The following is a 22,153-nucleotide window of genomic DNA, read 5'->3' on the forward strand; positions in this document are numbered from 1 at the left end:
GTTGCGCCGCCGGGCCTGTCAGGCGCCGGCTTCCGCGGCCGTTCGCGCGGAAGGGCAGGGCGGCACGACCGGCGCCGCGGCCGCCCTGGACGAAGACGAAGTCCGGCCCGTCGTGCTCGTGGTAGTGGCGGCCGCTGCCGCCATCGCGCGCACGCCCGTCGCGATCTGCGTCGACACTTGCGCGAGCGCGCGCCGATGTCCGTCGACGAGCGCGTCGTACCCGCCTCCGACCGTCTCGCTGACCACGCTGCGACACGTCATCACCGCATTGCTGCGCACGGCCCGCACGCTCCACACCGCATCGATCAACGCATGCGAGCCGGGCCACGACTCGAAGCGCTGCACGTTCATCGCGATCCGGTAGACGGCCGCGTCATCGGGGTGCGCGGTGCCGAACGTATCGATGGTGCCGAGCTGCTGCGTCAGATTCGTCGACAGCGCGCGGCGGATCTCATCGCCGGGCAGCGAGGCCCAGCGTTCCTGTTCGAGCAGCTGCACCTGAGTCGGCCCGGTCTGCACGACCAGCTGGTTTCTCGCCACCTGCGGCGGCACGTTGACCGGCGCGACTTCGATCAGCCACGCGGGCGCGGCGCCCGTGCGCGCGGCGGCGCCCGCGCTATCCGCGCCGCCCAGCGTATAGAAACGGCTCGACGGCGACGAGCACGCCGCGATCGCGAGCGCCGCGGCCAGTGCGGCGCCATACACGACGACGCCGCGTACGGCACCGCGCACGAGCGCGCGCCGCGGACGGGGGAGCCGGGCAAACATCATGGTTTATCTCCTGATTTACCGCGCAACAACGATTCGGGATGACGCTCGAGGTAATCCGACAGCGCATTCAGCGACTGCAAGGTGCGCGTCAGTTCCTGCAACGCCTGATGAACGTCGGACTGCATCGGCGAATCCTGCTGCAAGGTTGCCTGGGCCGAATTGAAAGTCTGCTTCGCGGCGCTCAGCGTATCGCGCGCCTGCGGCACGACTTCCTTGTCGAGACGCGAGAACAGCTGATCGGCGTTCTTCAGCGCGGTGTTCAGGTTCGCGCCGATCTGGTCGAACGGCACCTTGTCGAGCTTCTTCGCGATGTCGGCGACCTGCAGCTGCAATTCGTCGAGCGTGTTCGGAATGGTCGGCAGCTCGAGCGGATCCTTCGTCACGTCGACCTTGGCCGGCGCCGCTTTCGGGAAGATATCGAGCGCCACATATAGCTGGCTCGTGATCAGGTTGCCGGTGCGCAGCTGGCCGCGCAGGCCGTGCCCGACGAGCTCCTGCAGCATGTTCTCGCCAGCGAGCGTGCCCGGCTGCGGCGCGCTCTCGCGGAAGCGCTTGCCGAGTCGGTCCGGGTACAGGTTCATCGTGACCGGCATCGTGAAGCTCTGCGTTTTCGGATCGTAGTCGATGCCGATATTGGTCACCTGGCCGAGCACAATGCCGCGGAAGTCGACCGGCGCGCCGATCGACAGCCCGCGCAGCGACTGGTTGAAGTTCATCACGACACGCAGCGGGACGCCGTCCGGTTCCCGCATCGCGTCCGCTTCGTCCGAAGCGAGGCGGAACGTCTGGTTGTTCGGCGCCTGCGGGCCCATGTTCTGGCCGGGCGGCGACTGGAACGACAGACCGCCGACGATCACCGTCGCGAGCGACTGCGTGTTCAGCTTGAAACCGCTCGAATCGAGCCGCAGATCGACGCCGCTCGCATGCCACCAGCGGGTGTTGGTGCCAACGTACTGGTCGAACGGCGCCGACACGAATACCTGCATCGTCACGCCGGTGCCGCTCTTGTCGAGCGAGAAGCCCACCACCTGGCCGACCTGCACGCGCCGGTAGAAGATCGGCGAGCCGATGTCGATCGAGCCGAGCGACTCGCCATGCAGCGTGTACTGATGGCCTTTCTGGTCGCCGGTGATGGGCGGCGGCGTTTCGAGGCCGACAAAGTCGCTCTCGCTGTCGCTCGAGCGGCCCGCGTCGGCGCCGATATACGCGCCCGACAGCAGCGTGGTCAGACCCGACACGCCGCTCGCGCCGACGCGCGGACGCACCACCCAGAAACGCGAGTCCTTGACCGCGAACTTGCCGCCTTCCTTAGTGAGCTGCACCTGCACGAGCACGTGCGACAGATCGGGCGCCAGCGTGATGGTCTTCACTGAACCGATGGCGACGTCCTTGTACTTGACCTGGGTCTTGCCCGGCTCGAGCCCTTCCGCGCTGATGAAGCTGATCGTGATCACGGGCCCGCGCTCGGTCACCGACCTGACCACGAGCGCGATGCCGATCAGCGCGGCGATCAGCGGAATCACCCAGACGAGCGATGGCAGCCAGCGGCTGCGTGGTTCGATGTCGGGGTCGGGCAGTTGGGGTGGCAGTCCTGGTCCGTTCGAATCGTTGCGCGGCGCGTCACCTGAAGCGGGCGTCGGTCCTTGCGGGCTAGTCATGGTCGAGATCCTGAGGTGTTGGGGTACTGCTTTCCACGGGGTCCCAGATGAGGCGTGGATCGAATTGCATGGAAGCCAGCATCGTCAGGATCACGACCGAGCCGAACGCAATCGCGCCGGGCCCGGCCGTGATCACGGCCAGCGATTTGAAACGCACGAGCGCCACGGTCAGCGTGACGACGAACACGTCGAGCATCGACCAGCGGCCGATGCGCTCGACCATCCGGTACAGCGTCGCGCGTTGTTGCGGACGCCAGCGCGAGCGGCGCTGCGCGGTGATGGTCAGCAGCACGAGCACCGAGAGCTTCAGCATCGGCACCATGATGCTGGCGATGAACACGATCACCGCGAGCGGCCAGTCGCCCGAAGTCCAGAAATAGACGACGCCGCTCATGATGGTGTCGTCCTCGGAGCCGAGCAGCGATGACGTGTGCATCACCGGCAGCAGATTCGCCGGAATATACAGCAGCGCCGCGGCGATCAGCAGCGCCCACGTGCGCATCAGGCTGTCGGGGTTGCGCGAATGCAGATGCGCGCCGCAGCGGCTGCAGTGCTGCGGCGTGATCGAACGGATGCGCGGTTCGACGCGCCCGCACGCGTGACAGGACACGAGGCCCGCGCGTTTCGCGGTGACGTATTTCATCGCGGGCTTATCCTTCGCGCGGCGCCGGCGGCAAGCCGGGCGGAGGGGCGCTGCCGGCGGCACCGTCAGCGCTGCCACGGGTCGAGCCCGCGACGTGCGCGGACGGCGCCGGCGGACCGGCGAGCGAGCCGAGCGCGAGGGCCGCGCTGTCGGCCGACGTGCGCGGCAACGGCCGATCGCCGCTCGCGTCGATCTCGTCGGCGACATCCCACAGCACACGCGGATCGAACGTCACGACGACCGCGAACATCAGCGTCAGCGCGCCGAACGCGAACAGCGCCGCCTCGGGGATCACGCGCGCGAGACTGACCATCTTCACGATCGTGATCAGCACGCCGAGCATGAACACTTCGATCATGCCCCACGGCCGCACGAACTGGATCGCGCGCAGCACGCGATTGAAATGCGGGGGCACGTAGCCGGAGCGCAGCGGCACCAGCACGTACAGCAGCGCGACGAGTTCGGTGAGCGGAAAGAGGATCGTCGAGCAGAACACCATCACGGCGACGATCTCCATGTCCTCGCCCCACAGCGCGACGAGCGCGCCGAACAGCGTAGTCTGAGAGGTGATGCCGTTGGTTTCGAGTTCGACAATCGGAAAGCCCTGCGCGATCACGAACGTGATCAGCGCGGCGAGCGTCAGTGCGCAGATCGCGTCGAGCTTGCGCGATACGCCGCGAAAGAGCGTCGCGCGGCAGCGCGGACAACGCGCGGCCACGCGCCCGACAAGCCGCGGCTTGCGGAACAGCGTATCGCATTCATGGCACGCGATCAGATTGTCATGTTCCATGCGGTAGATGGGCTAACGACGTAGTGGCGGCGTGCAAGGCCTGCTCTTTACGAGGGAAGGGGCGGCAGTGAGCAGCAATAGTACCAAACGCGGCCTTGCGACCGATGCGAAGCGCGCGCGGCGGCTCCGGCGTGCTGCATTGCAAAATTCGGGCCCGTTCAGCCGACGGGTTGCAGCCAGCTTTGCGCGCTTGGGGTAGCATGGCGCCCGTGGCATCCCCAGCGGCCTTCTCTGGCGATGATGCCGGCCGCATCGGCGGCGCGCGCCGTGCCGGTGCGCGGCAGGGATCGCGGAATAGCCGGCCGCGGCGCGCCGTTAACTTCTAACCGCCTGCGTTGATCTGTCATGACACTCAATCCATCGTTCGGTACCCGGGAGTCGTACACGCGGACCGCCATCGCGTTTCACTGGCTGATCGCATTGCTGATCGTCTGCGGCTTTGCGCTCGGCTGGGTGATGACCGACATCCCGGGCTTCACGCCCACCAAGCTGCGCTATTTCTCGTGGCACAAATGGATCGGCGTGACCGTGTTCGCGCTCGCGATCGTGCGCATCCTGTGGCGCGCGACCCATGCCGGACCGCCGATGCCGCGCCGCATGCCGAGCTGGCAGCGCGCCGCCGCGCATCTGACGCATCTGCTGCTGTACGCGCTGATGATCGTGATCCCGCTGTCCGGCTATCTGTATAGCTCGGCGGCGAACGTGCCGGTCGTCTACCTCGGGCTGATTGCGCTGCCGCGAATCATCGCGCCCGACCCGCACCTGAAAGAACTGCTGAAGAACCTGCATATCGCATTGAATTACACGTTGCTCGTGCTGGTCGCGCTGCACGTCGCGGCGGCGCTCAAGCATCAATGGCTCGATCGCGACGGCCTGCTGTCGCGCATGATCCCCTTCCTCAAATAAGGATAACCATGAAGGTTTCGTTTTATCGCTACATGCTGGCCGCATTCGCGGCGGCGTCGCTGAGCGCCGCGGGCGCGGCGCTCGCGCAGGTCGACGTCGCGAAGAGCTCGGTGACGGCCACCTCGAAGCAGATGAACGTGCCGGTCGAAGGCAAGTTCAACAAGTTCACCGCGCAGGTCAGCTTCGATCCGGCGAAGCCGACGGCCGGCAGCGCGCAGATCGACATCGACGTCGCCAGCTTCGATCTCGGCGACGAGAGCTATAACGAGCAGGTGCGGGGCAAGGAATGGTTCGATGCGAAGACTTTTCCGCGCGCGACGTTCGTGTCGAGCGAGATCGCGCCGGCCGGCGGCAATCAGTTCAAGGTGACCGGCAAGCTGACCATCAAGGGCAAGTCGCAGACGGTCGTGGTGCCGGCCACGGTGAGCCAGCAGGGCGCGACGCAGACCTTCGACGGCGCGCTGCCGATCAAGCGCTCGCAGTTCGACGTCGGCACCGGCGAATGGAAGGATACGTCGGTCGTCGCCGACGAGGTCGTGATCAAGTTTCATATCGTCGCCGCGCACAAGTACCGCGCGCGGCGTTCGCGATGTGCGCCGCGCCACGTGCGGCGCGGCCCTTTTCCCACCGCAGGTTGCACCGCGATTTTCAACGCAAAACAGGAGCACGAATTGAAAACGTCCATGTTGATCGCTGTTGGCGCGCTGGCTTCGTCGCTGTCGCTCGGCGCCTTCGCCGCCGATACCTATATGCTTGATCCGATGCATACATTTCCGAGCTTCGAGGCCGACCACTTCGGCGGTCTGTCGATCTGGCGCGGCAAATTCACGAAGACCACGGGCACGGTCACGCTCGATCGCGCGGCGAAGACCGGCACTCTCGACGTGAGCGTCGATCCCGCTTCGGTGCAGACCGGCAACCCGAAACTCGACGATCACCTGAAATCCGACGAGTTCTTCGACGTCGCGAAGTATCCGACCGTGACCTACAAGGGCACCGAGATCAAGTTCGACGGCGATAAGCCGGTCGAGGTGATCGGCAATCTGACGATTCGCGGCATTACGAAGCCGGTGAATCTGAAGGTCGATTCGTTCAAGTGCATGCAGCATCCGGTGCTCAAGCGCGAAGTGTGCGGCGTCGAGGCGAGCACCGAATTCAATCGCGCCGATTACGGCATGGATTTCGGCGCGAAGTACGGCTTCAGCATGCAGACGCGCCTGCATATCCAGTCGGAAGGCATCAAGCAGCAGTAAGCGCGACGGCATCTTCGCGCTGCACCGCAACACGAAAACCGCTTCGGTCGTTCTCCGACGAAGCGGTTTTTTATCGCCCGCAGCGAACGACGCGGCCCTGCGTGGCGCGTATCGGCCCGCATCCACCCGCATCGGGCATTTGTCGCTCGCTTCACCTTTATTTTTTCAGTTAAATAGAGCGCACGCAGTCATGCCGGTGGTGCGCGTTGCCGGGATGGCCAGCGCGGACGTCACGCGTTGCTTCGAATAAATATTTCGCGCAGCACAGGAGATCTGGATGAATGCAACGACAGCAGCAAGCGTCGCGGGAAGCCGGCAGAATTCGTGGCGCGCGGTGGCGGCCGCCTCGATCGGCAACGCGCTCGAATGGTTCGACCTCGTGGTCTACGGCTTTTTCGCCGTGACCATCTCCAAACTGTTTTTTCCGGCCGGCAACGACACCGTGTCGCTGCTACTGACGCTCGGCACGTTCGGCGTGTCGTTCTTCATGCGACCGCTTGGCGCGATCGTGATCGGCGCGTACTCGGACCGCGCCGGGCGCAAGGCGGCGCTCACGCTTTCCATCCTGCTGATGATGAGCGGCACGCTGATCATCGCGATTCTGCCGACCTATCAGAGCATCGGTCTCGCCGCGCCGCTGATCCTCGTGCTCGCGCGGCTGATGCAAGGTTTCTCGGCCGGCGGCGAGTTCGGCAGCGCAACCGCGTTTCTCGCCGAGCACGTGCCGGGGCGGCGCGGCTTCTACGCGAGCTGGCAGATGGCGAGCCAGGGCCTGACGACGCTGCTTGCGGCCGGCTTCGGCGCGTTGCTGACGGGCGGGTTGTCGCCGGAGCAGTTGACGTCGTGGGGCTGGCGCGTGCCGTTCTTCTTCGGTCTGCTGATCGGGCCGGTCGCGTTCTACATCCGCGCGAGGCTCGACGAGACGCCCGAATTCCTCGCCGCCGAAACGACACAGACGCCGCTACGCGACACCCTCGCGACGCAGAAGCTGCGGCTCGTGATCGCGATGGGCGTGGTGATCCTCGGGACGGTGTCCTCCTATCTGATGCTGTTCATGCCGACTTATGGCGTGCGGCAACTGGGGCTCGCGCCGTCGGTCGCGTTCGCGGCGATCGCGGTGACGGGTCTGATCCAGATGGTGTTCTCGCCGGTGGCCGGGCATTGGTCGGATCTGCACGGACGCACGCGCATCATGCTCGGCGCGGCCGTGCTGCTGTTCGTGCTCGTCTATCCGGCGTTCGCGTTCCTGATCGCGCATCCGAGCTTCGGCACGCTGATCGTGTGGCAGATCGTGTTCGGCTTTCTCGTCAGCGGCTACTTCGGCGCGACGCCGGGCCTGTTGTCGGAGATCTTCCCGGTGCAGACGCGCACGACCGGCATGTCGCTCGCGTATAACATCGCGGTGACGATTTTCGGCGGCTTCGGGCCGTTCATCATCGCGTGGCTGATCAGCGTGACCGGATCGAAGGCAGCGCCGAGCTACTACATGATGTTCGCCGCGCTGCTGAGCATCGCGGCGCTGATTGGCGCGCGGCGCAAGCTGGGGTTCCGCTAAGTTCGAGGCGGTGGCGACCGCGCACGGCGTAAACGCAAAAGGCCGATTCGACAGAACCGGCCTTTTTTATTCGCGCAATCCTCAGCGACTACGTGTGCATCAAACCTGCGCGCCAGCGTTCGGATCGTCCGGATTGTGGCTTTCTTTCTTTTCCTTGATCAGGTCTTCGCGCTTGACGCCGAGCCACATCGCGAGCGCCGCGGCGACGAATACCGACGAGTAGATACCAAACAGAATACCCACCGTCAGCGCGAGCGCGAAGTAGTGCAGAGTCGGCCCGCCGAACAGGAACATCGACAGCACCATCATCTGCGTGCAGCCGTGCGTGATGATGGTACGCGACATCGTGCTGGTGATTGCGTGGTTGATCACTTCGATCACGCTCATCTTGCGTTCGCGGCGGAAGGTTTCGCGAATCCGGTCGAAGATAACCACCGACTCGTTGACCGAATAGCCGAGCACCGCGAGCACCGCGGCCAGCACCGACAGCGAGAACTCCCACTGGAAGAACGCGAAGAAGCCGAGAATGATCACGACGTCGTGCAAGTTTGCGATCACGCCGGCGACCGCGTACTTCCATTCGAAGCGGAACGATAGATAGATGACGATACCGACCACCACGCACGCGAGCGCGAGCAGACCGTCGGTAGCGAGTTCCTTGCCGACCTGCGGACCGACGAACTCGACGCGCTGCAACTGCACCTCGGGCGTGTCGGCCTTCAGCGCGCTCATCACCTGCTCGCTCTGCTGTGCGGACGTGAGGCCCGGCTTCAGCGGCAGACGGATCAGCACGTCGCGCGCGGTGCCGAAGTTCTGCACCTGCGCGTCGGCATAGCCGAGCTTGCCGAGCGTGGCACGCACCGGGTCGAGCGGCACCGCGCCCGGATACTGAACCTCGATCACCGTACCGCCGGTGAATTCCACCGACAGATGCAGCCCGCGATGCACGAGGAAGAACACCGCGGCGAGGAAAGTGATCAGCGAGATCGCGTTGAAGATCAACGCGCGCTGCATGAACGGGATGTCTTTGCGGAAACGGAAAAATTCCATGGTCTTGTTCTCCGGGACTCAGCGGGATGAACCCGGTTTCTGCGGCGTCGAGCCATTCGACGTCGGCGTGCCCGGCGCATTGCGGCGGCGAACGGTCGGCTTCGTGCGACCCTGCGCGCCGGCTGCGGCCGGTGCCTTCGAGCTTGCCTTCGCGCTCGCCTTCGCCGTGGCGATGGCCTGCGCGGTGTCGGTCGCGGCGTCGCTGCTGCCGAGGCCGCCGGCGTAAGCAGCCGAGCCGGCGGCTGCCGCTTGCGGACGCCACACCTGGCCGATCGACAGCGACTTCAGCTTCTTCTTGCCGCCGTACCAGAAGTTGACGAGGCCGCGCGAGAAGAAGACCGCCGAGAACATCGACGTCAGAATGCCGATACAGTGGACGATCGCGAAACCGCGCACCGGACCCGAGCCGAACGCGAGCAGCGCGAGGCCGGCGATCAGCGTGGTGACGTTCGAGTCGAGAATCGTCGCCCATGCGTGCGCGTAGCCGTTCTGGATGGCCAGTTGCGGCGGCGCGCCGTGGCGCAGTTCTTCACGCACGCGCTCGTTGATCAGCACGTTCGCGTCGATCGCCATACCGAGCGCGAGCGCGATAGCGGCGATACCCGGCAGCGTGAGCGTGGCCTGCAGCATCGACAGCACCGCCACCAGCAACAGCAGGTTCACGGACAGGCCGATCATCGAGATCACGCCGAACAGCATGTAGTACGCGATCATGAACACGGCGATCGCCGCGAAGCCCCACACGACCGAGTGGAAGCCCTTCTTGATGTTGTCGGCGCCGAGGCTCGGGCCGATCGTGCGTTCCTCGATGATTTCCATTGGCGCGGCGAGCGAACCGGCGCGCAGCAGCAGCGCGAGGTCGGCGGCCGCTTGCGGGGTCGGCTGGCCGGTGATCTGGAAGCGGTCGCCCAGTTCCGACTGGATGGTCGCGACCGTCAGCACTTCGCCCTTGCCGCGCTCGAACAGCACCATCGCCATCGGCTTGCCGATGTTGTCGCGCGACACCGCGCGCACCGCGCGGCCGCCGGCCGAGTCGAGACGGATGTTGACCGACGGGCGCTGATGCTCGTCGAAGCCCGCCGATGCGTCGATGATGCGGTCGCCGGTGAAGATCACCTGCTTGCGCAGCAGCACCGGCACCTGGTTGCCTTGCGTGAAGAGTTCGTCGCCCGGCGGCACCGGGTCGTTCGGATTCGGATGCGTGTTGACCGGGTCGGCGAGGCGCGCTTCGAGCGTCGCCGTGCGGCCGATGATGTCCTTCGCCTTAGCGGTGTCCTGCACGCCCGGCAACTCGACCACGATGCGGTCCGCGCCCTGCTGCTGGATCACCGGCTCGGCCACGCCGAGTTCGTTCACGCGGTTATGCAGCGTCGTGATGTTCTGCTTGAGCGCAGCGTCCTGCACCGCGCGCTGCACGGCCGGCGTGAAAGTGCCGACCAGCTGCACGCCGCCGTCCGCGCCGGCGTTCGGCTGCGAGGTCCACTGGAGTTCGCTGACGCCGCGGCCGAGCAGCTTGAGCGCCGCGTCCGCCGTGGCCTGATCGGCCAGATTCACCACCACCGACTGGTTCACGCGATTCACGCCGCCGTCGCGGACGTTGTTGTCGCGCAGCAGCGTGCGCACGTCCGAGGCGTCAGAATCGAGCTTCTTGTTCAGTGCGCCGGCCATGTCGACCTGCAGCAGGAAGTGCACGCCGCCGCGCAGGTCCAGACCGAGATACATCGGCAGTGCGCGCAGCGCGGTCATCCAGGTCGGCGATGCGCTTTGCAGGTTCAGTGCGACGATGTATTGCGGATCGTTCGGATCGCTATTGAGCGACTTCTGCAGCAGGTCTTTCACGCGCAGCTGCGTGTCCGTGTCCGTCAGGCGCACGCGGATGTTGGCGTTGGTCTGCGAGTTGTCGAACGTGACCGCGGTCGGCTTGATCTGATTGCCCGCGAGCGCGGCTTCGACCGCCGCGAGCGTGGTGGCGTCGAGCCTGACCGTGGCCTTGCCGCTCGACACCTGCACCGCCGGCGCTTCGCCGTACAGATTGGGCAGCGTGTACACGAGGCCGATGACCAGAGCCACCAGCATCACGGCGTATTTCCAGAGGGGGTAGCGATTCATGAGTGGTCCAACGGGAAGGTTGGCTTGGATGCGATGCGTCCGGCGATGAGCGCGGGCCGTTCAGCGAAGTGCCTGAACCGCCGGCGAGGCCGCGCCGGACGCGAGGAGTGCAGGCCTTACAGCGACTTGATCGTGCCCTTCGGGAGAATTGTCGTGACCGACGCCTTCTGCACGGTGATTTCCGTGCCTTCCGAGATTTCGATGCCGACGTAGGCTTCGCCCACCTTCGTCACCTTGCCGACGATACCGCCGTTCGTCACGACTTCATCGCCCTTGGCCATCGCTGCGAGCATGTTGCGATGTTCCTTCTGACGCTTCATTTGCGGGCGAATCATGATGAAGTACAGCACGCCGAACATCAGGATCAGCGGCAGGAAGCTCATCAGGTTCGATTCGACACCACCTGCTGCAGCGCCTTGGGCGAAGGCATTGGAAATGAACGACACGTTGGTCTCTCCGTTATTGGTCAAACAAACGAACAAAAAATCAGCCGATTATTCTACCACCGGCCACACGCACGCCGGCACGGGCGAATCGGCTTTGCGATCAACCGTTTAAAGGTCCGATGCGGGGCAAATTCAGCGGTCGGCGAAAGAAAATTGTAAGTTGTCCGCGTGCGGCATGGGCAGTCTTCAGTGGCATTCGCCTACCGGGCCGTCAGGATGACGGTTCGACGCCGCGCGCCCGGTCTTCGTGGAAGCGCTTGCGGAACGCGTCGAACAGCTTCGCCTCGATCGCATCGCGCATTTCCTGCATCAGTTCGAGGTAGTAGTGCAGGTTGTGGATCGTGTTCAGCTGCGCGCCAAGGATTTCGCCGACGCGATGCAGGTGGTGCAGATAGCCGCGCGTGAAGTTGCGGCAGGTGTAGCAGCCGCATTGCTCGTCGAGCGGGCGCAGCGAGTTCCGGTGCGTCGCGTTGCGGATCTTGATGTCGCCGAAGCGCGTGAACAGCCAGCCGTTGCGCGCGTTGCGCGTCGGCATCACGCAGTCGAACATATCGACGCCGGCAGCGACGCCGGCCACCAGGTCTTCCGGCGTGCCGACGCCCATCAGGTAGTGCGGCTTGTTGGCCGGCAGCTTCGGGCCGATATGGTTCAGGATCCGCATCATGTCTTCCTTCGGCTCGCCGACCGACAGACCGCCGATCGCGAGGCCGTGGAAGTTCTTCTCGGCGAGACCGGCGAGCGACTCGTCGCGCAAGTCCTCGAACATGCCGCCCTGCACGATGCCGAACAGCGCATTCGGATTGCCGAGGCGCTGGAATTCGTCGATCGAGCGCTGGGCCCAGCGCATCGACATGCGCATCGATTCAGCGGCTTCCTTGTGCGAGGTCGGGATGTTGTTGGTCGCGTACGGCGTGCATTCGTCGAACTGCATCACGATGTCCGAGTTCAGCACCTTCTGGATCTGCATCGACACTTCCGGCGACAGGAACAGCCGGTCGCCGTTGATCGGCGACGCGAACGTGACGCCGTCCTCGGTGATCTTGCGAAGATCGCCGAGCGAGAACACCTGGAAGCCGCCCGAGTCGGTCAGGATCGGCTTCTTCCACCCCATGAAGCCGTGCAGGCCGCCGTGCGCCTCGATCGTTTCGAGGCCGGGGCGCAGCCACAGATGAAACGTATTGCCGAGGATGATCTGCGCGTGCATTTCGTCGAGCTCGCGCGGCTGGACTGCCTTCACCGTGCCGTAGGTGCCGACCGGCATGAAGATCGGCGTCTCGACCACGCCGTGGTTGAGCGTGACGCGGCCGCGGCGCGCGAGGCCGTCGGTGCCGAGCAGTTCGAATTTGAGGCCATTCTCCGAACGCTCGTGGGCAGGATGCTGCGAGGGATGACCAAGGGTCATGGGGATCACTCCTGGGCTACCGGAAAACAGTCCGGCGCAATCAATGAAAACCGCCACGAAGGATCGCGGCGGCTAGGAAAACTGCCAATACGCTGAAGCAGTGCTCGAACCGTTTTAGGCATCGCGCCGCGTCAGCAGCATCGCGTCACCGTAGCTGAAAAAGCGATAACGCTCGTCGATCGCGTGACGATACGCGGCGCGAATCGTCTCGACACCGGCGAACGCCGACACCAGCATCAGCAGCGTCGACTTCGGCAAATGGAAGTTCGTGACCAGCCGGTCGACCACGCGGAAGCGGTAGCCCGGCGTGATGAAGATGTCGGTTTCGGCGCTCGCCGCGGCGAGCGGATGGCCGGCCGCTTCGGCGTCGCGCGCGGCGGCTTCGAGCGCGCGCATCGAGGTCGTGCCGACTGCGATCACGCGGTTGCCGCGCGCTTTGGTCGCAGCGATCTTGTCCGCCAGCGCTTGCGGCAGGTGATACCACTCGCTGTGCATCTTGTGCTCAGCGATGTTCTCGACCCGCACGGGCTGGAACGTGCCCGCGCCGACGTGCAGCGTCAGCGTCGCGCGTTCGATGCCGAGGGCGTCGAGCCTCGCGAGCAGCGCGTCGTCGAAGTGCAGGCCGGCGGTCGGCGCGGCGACCGCGCCCGGGTTCTGCGCGTACACGGTCTGATAGCGGGTTTCGTCGGTCGCGTCGGGATCGTGCTCGATGTACGGCGGCAGCGGCAGACGGCCGTATTGCTCGATCAGCGTCAGGCAGTCGTCGGGGAAGTGCAGTGTGTAGAACTGATCGACGCGCTCGCCGACGGTGACGTCGAACGCATCGGCGAGACGGATCGTCGTGCCCGCCTGCGGGCTCTTGCTCGCGCGGATCTGCGCAAGCGCGCTGCGCTCGCCGGTCAGGCGCTCGACCAGCACTTCGATCTTGCCGCCGCTCGCCTTCTGGCCGAAGAAGCGCGCCTTCAGCACTTTGGTATCGTTGAAGACCAGCAGATCGCCCGGCGCGAGGCACTCGGGCAATTCGGTAAAGCGGCGATCGATCAGGCGCGCGGCGCCGTCGGCGGCGCCCGCGGCGTCCACGTCGAGTAGACGGCTTGCGCTGCGCTCGGGCAGCGCGACTTGCGCGATCAGCTCGGGCGGCAGATCGAAATCGAAATCGGAAAGCGTAAACATGCGAACGACTGGAAGCGGATTGGTACTGATTTGGGACTGAATTGAGCCGAAGCCGGAGCCGGGCGGCTATGATGGCGGGACGCCGAAGCGGCCCGCGTGCGCGTTGAGCCGCAGCTTGCCCACGCTGGATGCGCGCAGAGCGGCACGTTTTTTTCGACAGCAGCCGATATTGTACTTGCGAAGCAGCCCATGCCTTTGTCCGACCGCCGATCGTCCGTTGCCACCCTCGAAGCGGGCGCCGAGCCGCGGCGCCGCGGTGCGCGAGCGGAGGCGAGCGAACGGGACGCGGCAGAAGCTGGCGCGCAAGGCGGCATGATCGCCGCGGGCCAGGATGCCGGGCGCGACGGCGACCCCGCGAACGGTGACAAGCCCGCCGCCAAAACCAAAGCCACGGCGAAGTCCGCCGCCAAACCCGCAGCCAAAGCCCCTGTCAAAACCGCCGACAAGCTCGCCAAACTCGGCCTCACACGCGACATCGACCTCGTGCTGCATCTGCCGATGCGCTACGAAGACGAAACCTCGCTGACGCCGATCGGTCACCTGCTGCCCGGCGGCGTCGCGCAGACCGAAGGCGTGGTGTTCGACAACGAGATCGCCTATCGCCCGCGCCGGCAGCTGCTCGTGAAGCTGCGCGACGCCGACGGCGACGAGCTGGTGCTGCGCTTTCTGAATTTCTATGGCTCGCAGGTCAAGCAGATGGCGCTCGGCGCGCGCCTGCGCGTGCGTGGCGACGTGCGCGGCGGCTTCTTCGGCATGGAGATGGTGCATCCGACCGTCCGCGTCGTCGATGAAGACACGCCGCTGCCGCAGGCGCTGACGCCGGTCTATCCGAGCACCGCGGGCGTGTCGCAGGCGTATCTGCGCAAGGCGATCGACAACGCGCTCGCGCGCACGTCGCTGCCGGAGCTGCTGCCCGCGCCGGTCGCACGCGCGTTTCTCGAACCGCTCGGCGTGCCGGCGCTGATGGACGCGGTGCGCACGCTGCATCATCCGGGCGCGCAGTCGGACGAAACGGCGTTGATCGACGGCACGCATCCAGCGTGGGTGCGCATCAAGTTCGAGGAGCTGCTCGCGCAGCAGATGTCGCTCAAGCGCGCGCACGACGAGCGGCGCAACCGCGCCGCGCCGGCGATGCCGCGCCGCAAGCTCGGTGACGAATCCGCGCTGGTCGCGCGTCTGTTGAAGGCGCTGCCGTTTTCGCTGACGGCTGCGCAGCAGCGCGTCGGCGGCGAGATCGCGCTCGATCTGACGCAGCCGCATCCGATGCAGCGCCTGTTGCAGGGCGACGTCGGCAGTGGCAAGACGATCGTCGCGGCGCTCGCCGCCGCGCAGGCGATCGACGCCGGCTACCAGGCCGCGCTCATGGCGCCGACCGAAATCCTCGCCGAGCAGCACGCGCGCAAGTTGCGCGGCTGGCTCGAGCCGCTCGGCGTGAATGTCGCGTGGCTCGCGGGCAGTCTGAAGACGAAGGAGAAGCGCGCCGCGATCGAAGCGGCCGCGCTCGGCACCGCGCAGCTGGTGATCGGCACGCACGCGATCATCCAGGACGCGGTCGACTTCGCGCGCCTCGGGCTCGTGATCGTCGATGAGCAGCATCGCTTCGGCGTCGCGCAACGGCTCGCGTTGCGCGCAAAGGCGCGGGGCGCCGCCGACGGCGCGTCCGACTTCCAGCCGCATCAATTGATGATGTCCGCGACGCCGATTCCGCGCACGCTCGCGATGACCTACTACGCGGACCTCGACGTCTCCACGATCGACGAACTGCCGCCGGGCCGCACCCCGATCCTCACGAAGCTCGTGTCCGACGCGCGCCGCGAAGAGGTGATCGGCCGCGTGCGCGAGGCGGCGCTGACGGGGCGCCAGGTGTACTGGGTGTGTCCGCTGATCGAGGAAAGCGAGACGCTGCAACTGCAAACCGCGGTCGAGACTTACGAGACGCTCGTGGCCGCGCTGCCCGAGCTGAAGGTCGGGCTCGTGCACGGGCGCCTCGCGCCCGCCGAAAAGGCTACGGTGATGGACGCGTTCACGCGCAACGAGATCCAGCTGCTGGTCGCGACCACGGTGATCGAGGTGGGCGTCGACGTGCCGAACGCGTCGTTGATGGTGATCGAGCACGCGGAGCGCTTCGGTCTCGCGCAGCTGCATCAGCTGCGCGGACGGGTGGGGCGCGGCAGCGCCGCGTCGGTCTGCGTGCTGCTGTACACCGGACCGCTGTCGATGACCGCCCGCGCGCGCCTGCAAACGATGCGCGAAACCACCGACGGCTTCGAGATCGCCCGCCGCGACCTCGAAATCCGCGGACCCGGCGAGTTCCTCGGCGCGCGGCAGTCGGGCGCGGCGATGCTGCGTTTCGCCGACCTGCAAAACGATCAGCACCTGATCGAGCCAGCGCGCGAAGCCGCCGCCACACTGCTGGACCAGTATCCGGACGTGGTCATCCAGCATCTGGCGCGCTGGCTCGGCGCGCGCGAGCAATATCTGAAAGCCTGAGTGCAACCCTTCGCCACGAACGGAACGGCTAAAAGGTTGGCGAACCGACCCTATAGGTGTATAACTAGAACCTATCGAATCTATCGCACTGATTGATCCCCGAATGACGCTCACCGAATTGAAATACATCGTGGCGGTGGCCCGCGAGCGGCACTTCGGCCGGGCCGCCGAAGCGTGTTTCGTCAGCCAGCCCACGCTGTCCGTCGCCATCAAGAAGCTCGAAGACGAGCTGAACGTGCAGATTTTCGAGCGCGGCACCAGCGAGGTCAGCGTCACGCCGATCGGCGAACAGATCGTCACGCAGGCGCAACGCGTGCTCGAGCAGACGCTCGCGATCAAGGAAATCGCCAAGCAGGGCAAGGACCCGCTGGTCGGTCCTCTCCGCCTCGGCGTGATCTACACGATCGGGCCGTACCTGCTGCCCACCCTCGTCAAGCAGATGATCCAGCGCGTGCCGCAGATGCCGCTGATGCTGCAGGAAAATTACACGCTGAAGCTGATCGAACTGCTCAAGCAGGGGGAAATCGACGTCGCGATCATGGCGCTGCCGTTTCCCGAAACCGGTTTGATGCTGCGCCCACTGTACGACGAGCCGTTCGTCGTCGCGCTGCCGTCCGGGCACGCGTGGGAAGGCCGCTCGAAGATCGACCCTGACGATCTGAAGCAGGAAACCATGCTGCTGCTCGGCAGCGGCCACTGCTTCCGCGATCATGTGCTCGGCGTATGCCCCGAGCTGATGCGCTTTTCGCAGAATGCGGACGGGATCCAGAAGACCTTCGAAGGTTCGTCGCTCGAAACGATTCGTCATATGGTCGCGAGCGGCGTCGGCATTACGGTGCTGCCGCGCATGTCGGTGCACGAGGTCAAGCCGCATGCGGGCGGTATCGACGCGGGCCTGCTCAGCTACGTCGCGTTCGACGAGCCGGTGCCCGATCGCCGCGTCGTGCTGGCGTGGCGCAAGAGCTTCACGCGCATGCCCGCGATCGATGCGATCTGCGAGGCAATCGCCGCCTGCGATCTGCCGGGCGTCAAAAAACTCGATCTGCCCGCTGCCGTCAACTGACGCGCCATCACCCCCAGCCGCGCCGGATCACGGCGCGGCCTGCCGCCAAAAAGGGCGCGAGCCCTATCGAATAGATTAAATTAATCAAATACGAATGTTCGATAGCAATTGCTATAGTTTCCTCCATGGATCGCCCGATCCCCTGATTCGATAAGGCTCCCCCGACTTCCCATTCGGGGCGTCAGACAAGCCAGGAGGAAAACATCATGCAAGCAGTTTCACAGCCCATCCACGCTTTTCCCGCCCAACCGACCATGACGGCCGCCGCGCCGAGTATCCGCGCGGTCGCGATGTCGTTGCTGGTCGACCGGGTGCTGGCCGCCTGACGCGCCTACCCATGACGGCGTCCGTCCCGCACGGATGCCGCGCGATTTCCTCTGATCCAACAAAACCACGCAGGAGTGCTCATGTCCGAACGTAGGCTCACCAATGCCGCCGGCGCGCCCGTCGCCGATAACCAGAACTCGATGACCGCCGGCCCGCGCGGCCCGGTGGTGCTGCAGGATGTCTGGCTGCTCGAAAAGCTCGCGCACTTCGATCGCGAAGTGATTCCCGAGCGTCGCGTTCACGCGAAGGGTTCGGGTGCGTTCGGCACGCTGACGGTCACGCACGACATCTCGCGCTACACGAAGGCGAAGGTGTTCGCGCAGGTCGGCAAGGAAACACCGCTTTTCATGCGCTTTTCGACGGTGGCCGGCGAGCGTGGCGCGGCCGATGCCGAGCGAGACGTGCGCGGCTTCTCGATCAAGTTCTACACCGAAGAAGGCAACTGGGACGTGGTCGGCAACAACACACCGGTGTTCTTCATCCGCGATCCGCTGAAGTTTCCGGACTTCATTCATACGCAGAAGCGTGATCCGTACACGAACCTGCGTAACAACGTCGCGGCGTGGGATTTCTGGTCGCGTCATCCGGAGTCGCTGCATCAGGTGACGATTCTGATGAGCGATCGAGGGATTCCGAAGAACTACCGGCAGATGCACGGCTTCGGCTCGCACACGTACTCGTTCATCAACGCGAACGACGAGCGTTTCTGGGTCAAGTTCCACTTCAAGTCGCAGCAGGGCATCGAGAACTTCACCGACGCCGAAGCCGCGCAGCGCGATCTGGTGAACAGCATCGACGCGGGCAACTTCCCGAAGTGGCGCTTCGCGATTCAGGTGATGCCCGAAGCGGATGCGGCGAACTACCGCTTCAACCCGTTCGACATCACGAAGGTGTGGTCGCAGAAGGACTATCCGTTGATCGATGTCGGCACGATCGAGCTGAACCGCAACGCGGCGAACTATTTCGCGGACGTCGAGCAGGCGGCGTTCACGCCGGCCAACGTGATTCCGGGCATCGGCTTTTCGCCGGACCGTCTGTTGCAGGGGCGTCTGTTCTCGTACGGCGATACGCAGCGTTACCGGCTCGGCATCAATCATCACCAGATTCCGGTGAATGCGCCGCGCGTGCCGAACCCGCATTCGTTCCATCGCGACGGCGCGATGCGCACCGACGGCAATCTCGGCGGCAACGTGAATTACGAGCCGAATCGCTTCAGCGACTTCGCGCAGGACGCGAACGCATCGGAGCGACCGCTCGCAGCGGGCGCGGTCGCGCGTTACGAACATCGCGAGGACGACGACTACTACACGCAGCCGCGCATGCTGTTCGCGCTGTTCGACGACGCGCAGCGTCAGCGTCTGTTCGGCAATATCGCGCGACATATCGACGGTGTGCCGCAGGACATCGTCGCGCGTCAGATCGAGCATTTCCGCCGCGCCGATCCGGCTTACGCGGAAGGTGTGATCGCGGCGCTCGCCGCGTTGCAGGAACGCAGAAACCGCTAGGCGTCCAGTACGCGGCGCATGGCAACGCAGTAGCACAGTAATCGACGGCGCAGCGCGTTGCTGCGGCCGTCACGAGACGAACCGGGAGTACGATCATGATTCAGATGATGATGGCAAGCATCGGCGGTTCGACCGCCATGCCGGGCATGCAGGTGCAACGGCAGGTGTTGATGCTGCGCAAGGCGATGGGCGCTGCGATCGTCGCGAGCGGCTTTGCGGTAATCGCCGCGCAGGCGTTGCAGCACGCGCTGGGCGGCTAAGCGCAGTAGCGCCGGGATGGCGGCGCAGCAAGGCCTCCGGAGCACGTCTTGAGCGAAGCTTGCGGCATTTCACGCTACACTGTCGAACAGTTTTATTCGTGTTTCCGCAGACCGTCATCTGCCGACCGGTTCGTATCACTCTTCGAAGGAGTCATCATGGCCAAGAAAGAAGCCGCAGCAGCCGTACAGCACGTCAACATCGGGATCAGCGACAAGGATCGCAAGAAGATCGCCGAAGGGTTGTCGCGTTTGCTCGCCGACACCTACACGCTGTACCTGAAGACCCACAACTTCCACTGGAACGTCACGGGTCCGATGTTCAACACGCTGCACCTGATGTTCGAAACGCAGTACAACGAACTGGCGCTCGCGGTCGACTCGATCGCCGAACGCATCCGCGCATTGGGCGTGCATGCGCCGGGCACCTACAAGGATTTCGCGAAGCTGTCGTCGATCCCCGAAGCGGACGGCGTGCCGGCCGCGGAAGACATGATCCGCCAACTGGTCGAAGGCCAGGAAGCGGTGGTGCGCACCGCGCGCGCGATCTTCCCGGCGACGGAAGCCGCCAACGACGAGCCGACCGCCGACCTGCTCACGCAACGCATGCAGACGCACGAAAAGACCGCGTGGATGCTGCGCTCGCTGCTCGCGTGATTCGACGCGGCTAAGCCGGCGGAGTCACGTTCGAATGCAGGTGCGGGCAACACCCGCGCCGTGCCAGAAACGCACAAGCCTCCCTGCACGGGAGGCTTTGTTTTTTGCGCCGCCGCCGCGTGATGCAGGGGCGCGAGCGCGAGGCACTTCGATACGCGGCCAGATGAATTCAGAGCCGCCGTGCGCTTCCCGTAAAATAGGCGCACCGTGTTCGCACTTCACCGAATTCGTCCCATGTTCGCCCGACTTCCCCTGTATCTGCGCCTCGTGCGCATGGACAAGCCGATCGGCAGCCTGCTGCTGCTGTGGCCGACGCTCAACGCACTGTGGATCGCTTCCGGCGGTCATCCGTCGTGGCAATTGCTGGTGATCTTCACGCTCGGCACGGTGCTGATGCGCTCAGCCGGCTGCGCGATCAACGACTACGCGGACCGCGATTTCGACCGCCACGTGAAGCGCACCGAGAACCGGCCGATCACGTCCGGCAAGATCAATGCGTGGGAGGCGGTCGTGCTGGCCACCGTGCTGTCGCTGATCGCTTTTCTGCTGATCCAGCCGCTCAATGCGTTGACCAAGGAGTTGTCGGTGGTCGCGCTGTTCGTCGCCGGCACGTATCCGTTCATGAAGCGCTTCTTCGCGATTCCGCAGGCGTATCTGGGCATCGCGTTCGGCTTCGGCATTCCGATGGCGTTCGCCGCGGTGCTGGATCACGTGCCGCTGCTCGCATGGGTGATGCTGGTCGCGAACATCTTCTGGGCCGTTGCGTACGACACCGAATACGCGATGGTGGATCGCGACGACGACATCAAGATCGGCATCCGAACGTCGGCGCTGACTTTTGGTCGCTTCGACGTGGCTGCGGTCATGATGTGTTACGCGGTGACGCTGGGGATTTACGTCGGCATCGGCCTGACGCTCGGGTTTGGTCTGCTGTACTGGCTCGGCTGGGCGGTCGCGGTGGGTTGCGCGATCTATCACTACACGCTGATCCGCAATCGCGAGCGCATGCCGTGCTTTGCCGCGTTCCGTCACAACAACTGGCTCGGCGGCGCGTTGTTCGCGGGGATTGCCGCGCATTACGCGGTGACCTCGTTTTAATTCGCGTCCGCGCTTTTCTGGCTTCAAAACGCTGGTGTTTCTACACGCCGTAGCGCGCGTGCCCTTAATTAGAAAAGGCAGGCGTGCTACGGCGTGTTAGTTTCCGCTGATTCTTTTCGACGCCGGTTCGCGTCACTGCTTGCCGAACTCGTCGCCCATCTCGCGCGCCCGTGCATCGGCGGCCAGTGCGCCCCGCACGATCGCGTCCTTGATGCCGCTCGCGTCGAACGAGGCGAGCGCTGCCGCGGTCGTGCCGCCCTTCGAGGTCACGCGCTCGCGCAGCACGCTCGGCGGTTCGTCGGAATTGGCCGCGAGTTGCGCGGCGCCCGTGAACGTCGCGACCGCGAGCGCGCGGCCCTGCGCTTCGTCCATACCGAGCTGGCGCGCTGCTTCCTGCAGCGCTTCGATGAAATAGAACACGTAGGCCGGCCCGCTGCCCGAGATCGCGGTGACCGCGTCGATCTTCGCTTCGTCGTCGAACCAGACGGTTTCGCCGACCGCGCCGAGCACCTGCGACGCGAGCACGCGGCCTGCTTCGTCGACGCTGCCGCTCGCGACGAGACCCGTCACGCCCATGCCGATCAGCGCCGGCGTATTCGGCATCACGCGCACGATGCGGCTATGGCCATTCAGCCAGCGCGACATGTCGCCGATGCGAATGCCCGCGACGATGCTGACGATCAGTTGCGACGCGCGCAGATGCACCGCCAGCGTCTCGGCGACGCTCTTCAGGATCTGCGGCTTCACCGCGAGCACGACCGCGTCGTAGTCGGCGAGCGTGCCGTCGGCGGCCGCGCCGGTGCGGATGCCGAATTGCTCCTCGTTGCGCTTGCGCGCGCCTTCGTTCGGATCGATCGCATATAGGTCAGCGGGGGCGGCGCCCCGCTTGATGAGGCCGCCGATCAACGCCGCGGCCATGTTGCCGCCGCCGATAAACGCAATTTTCATGATGGTCCGGATAGCTTCAGATGAGATGCGGTGAGGGCTTCGCGCAGCCAGG

At 65.1% G+C, this 22,153-nt stretch carries 19 protein-coding genes and 1 pseudogene; 10 read left to right on the forward strand and 10 right to left on the reverse strand.

The window, feature by feature from the left end; genetic code table 11:
• Positions 1 to 18 precede the first annotated feature (18 nt).
• The 4 genes from AB4Y34_RS04080 to AB4Y34_RS04095 are packed head-to-tail and all read right to left on the reverse strand — an operon-like array spanning position 19 to position 3,862.
• Entirely contained in the window at positions 19 to 771 is a 753-nt protein-coding gene (locus tag AB4Y34_RS04080; RefSeq protein ID WP_368715306.1) for a PqiC family protein, read from the reverse strand.
• A complete protein-coding gene (locus tag AB4Y34_RS04085; RefSeq protein ID WP_176379009.1) occupies positions 768 to 2,429 on the reverse strand; it encodes an intermembrane transport protein PqiB in 1,662 nt (553 codons plus the stop codon). The genes AB4Y34_RS04080 and AB4Y34_RS04085 overlap by 4 nt, the downstream gene beginning before the upstream one ends.
• Entirely contained in the window at positions 2,422 to 3,072 is a 651-nt protein-coding gene (locus AB4Y34_RS04090) for a paraquat-inducible protein A (RefSeq protein ID WP_176379010.1), read from the reverse strand. Before AB4Y34_RS04090 ends, AB4Y34_RS04085 begins: the two co-directional genes overlap by 8 nt.
• A 7-nt stretch (positions 3,073 to 3,079) precedes the next feature.
• Positions 3,080 to 3,862, reverse strand: coding sequence for a paraquat-inducible protein A (locus tag AB4Y34_RS04095; RefSeq protein ID WP_176379011.1), 783 nt, complete (start codon positions 3,860 to 3,862; stop codon positions 3,080 to 3,082).
• Between the two features lie 345 nt (positions 3,863 to 4,207).
• Here AB4Y34_RS04095 and AB4Y34_RS04100 point away from each other — a divergent pair, with 345 nt between their 5' ends.
• From AB4Y34_RS04100 to AB4Y34_RS04115, 4 genes and pseudogenes are all read left to right on the forward strand, one after another.
• On the forward strand, positions 4,208 to 4,768 hold the full coding sequence (locus AB4Y34_RS04100; RefSeq protein WP_368715307.1) for a cytochrome b: 561 nt from the start codon (positions 4,208 to 4,210) through the stop codon (positions 4,766 to 4,768).
• A gap of 8 nt (positions 4,769 to 4,776) precedes the next feature.
• Positions 4,777 to 5,337 (forward strand): annotated as a pseudogene (locus tag AB4Y34_RS04105) (YceI family protein); the annotation flags it as partial.
• A gap of 114 nt (positions 5,338 to 5,451) precedes the next feature.
• On the forward strand, positions 5,452 to 6,021 hold the full coding sequence (locus AB4Y34_RS04110; protein ID WP_176122469.1) for a YceI family protein: 570 nt from the start codon (positions 5,452 to 5,454) through the stop codon (positions 6,019 to 6,021).
• Between the two features lie 277 nt (positions 6,022 to 6,298).
• Positions 6,299 to 7,576: an MFS transporter gene (locus AB4Y34_RS04115; protein ID WP_368715308.1), complete on the forward strand. Its 1,278-nt coding sequence runs from the start codon at positions 6,299 to 6,301 to the stop codon at positions 7,574 to 7,576.
• A gap of 99 nt (positions 7,577 to 7,675) precedes the next feature.
• Here the strand turns inward: AB4Y34_RS04115 and secF are convergent, their stop codons facing one another.
• The 5 genes from secF to queA all read right to left on the reverse strand — a co-directional run bounded on the left by secF (position 7,676) and on the right by queA (position 13,756).
• Entirely contained in the window at positions 7,676 to 8,626 is a 951-nt protein-coding gene (gene secF, locus AB4Y34_RS04120) for a protein translocase subunit SecF (protein WP_176367908.1), read from the reverse strand.
• An 18-nt stretch (positions 8,627 to 8,644) separates the two neighbouring features.
• Complete coding sequence (gene secD, locus AB4Y34_RS04125; protein WP_368715309.1) at positions 8,645 to 10,735, reverse strand: protein translocase subunit SecD; 2,091 nt, start codon at positions 10,733 to 10,735, stop codon at positions 8,645 to 8,647.
• Positions 10,736 to 10,851: 116 nt separating this feature from the next.
• Positions 10,852 to 11,181: a preprotein translocase subunit YajC gene (gene yajC / locus AB4Y34_RS04130; RefSeq protein WP_176109522.1), complete on the reverse strand. Its 330-nt coding sequence runs from the start codon at positions 11,179 to 11,181 to the stop codon at positions 10,852 to 10,854.
• Positions 11,182 to 11,392: 211 nt separating this feature from the next.
• Positions 11,393 to 12,583 carry a tRNA guanosine(34) transglycosylase Tgt gene (gene tgt / locus AB4Y34_RS04135; protein ID WP_368715310.1) on the reverse strand — a complete coding sequence of 397 codons (1,191 nt, stop codon included), beginning with the start codon at positions 12,581 to 12,583 and terminating at the stop codon, positions 11,393 to 11,395.
• Between the two features lie 114 nt (positions 12,584 to 12,697).
• Entirely contained in the window at positions 12,698 to 13,756 is a 1,059-nt protein-coding gene (gene queA / locus AB4Y34_RS04140) for a tRNA preQ1(34) S-adenosylmethionine ribosyltransferase-isomerase QueA (RefSeq protein WP_368715311.1), read from the reverse strand.
• A gap of 189 nt (positions 13,757 to 13,945) precedes the next feature.
• Here queA and recG point away from each other — a divergent pair, with 189 nt between their 5' ends.
• The 6 genes from recG (at position 13,946) to ubiA (ending at position 21,153) form a co-directional block, all read left to right on the forward strand.
• A complete protein-coding gene (gene recG, locus AB4Y34_RS04145; RefSeq protein ID WP_176379018.1) occupies positions 13,946 to 16,246 on the forward strand; it encodes an ATP-dependent DNA helicase RecG in 2,301 nt (766 codons plus the stop codon).
• Between the two features lie 103 nt (positions 16,247 to 16,349).
• Positions 16,350 to 17,309 (forward strand): LysR substrate-binding domain-containing protein, encoded by a 960-nt coding sequence (locus AB4Y34_RS04150; protein ID WP_368594694.1) that lies wholly within the window; start codon positions 16,350 to 16,352, stop codon positions 17,307 to 17,309.
• A 407-nt stretch (positions 17,310 to 17,716) separates the two neighbouring features.
• On the forward strand, positions 17,717 to 19,141 hold the full coding sequence (locus AB4Y34_RS04155) for a catalase (RefSeq protein WP_368715312.1): 1,425 nt from the start codon (positions 17,717 to 17,719) through the stop codon (positions 19,139 to 19,141).
• A 95-nt stretch (positions 19,142 to 19,236) separates the two neighbouring features.
• Positions 19,237 to 19,401 (forward strand): hypothetical protein, encoded by a 165-nt coding sequence (locus AB4Y34_RS04160; protein WP_368715313.1) that lies wholly within the window; start codon positions 19,237 to 19,239, stop codon positions 19,399 to 19,401.
• A gap of 156 nt (positions 19,402 to 19,557) precedes the next feature.
• On the forward strand, positions 19,558 to 20,055 hold the full coding sequence (locus AB4Y34_RS04165; RefSeq protein WP_018431894.1) for a Dps family protein: 498 nt from the start codon (positions 19,558 to 19,560) through the stop codon (positions 20,053 to 20,055).
• Between the two features lie 234 nt (positions 20,056 to 20,289).
• Entirely contained in the window at positions 20,290 to 21,153 is an 864-nt protein-coding gene (gene ubiA / locus AB4Y34_RS04170) for a 4-hydroxybenzoate octaprenyltransferase (protein WP_368715314.1), read from the forward strand.
• A 132-nt stretch (positions 21,154 to 21,285) separates the two neighbouring features.
• Here ubiA and proC read toward each other — a convergent pair whose 3' ends face one another.
• Positions 21,286 to 22,101: a pyrroline-5-carboxylate reductase gene (proC, locus tag AB4Y34_RS04175; protein WP_368715315.1), complete on the reverse strand. Its 816-nt coding sequence runs from the start codon at positions 22,099 to 22,101 to the stop codon at positions 21,286 to 21,288.
• Positions 22,102 to 22,153: the final 52 nt, after the last annotated feature.

Origin of the sequence: Paraburkholderia sp. BR10954 (assembly GCF_040965775.1) — a bacterium.
Taxonomy (GTDB): Bacteria; Pseudomonadota; Gammaproteobacteria; order Burkholderiales; family Burkholderiaceae; genus Paraburkholderia; species Paraburkholderia youngii.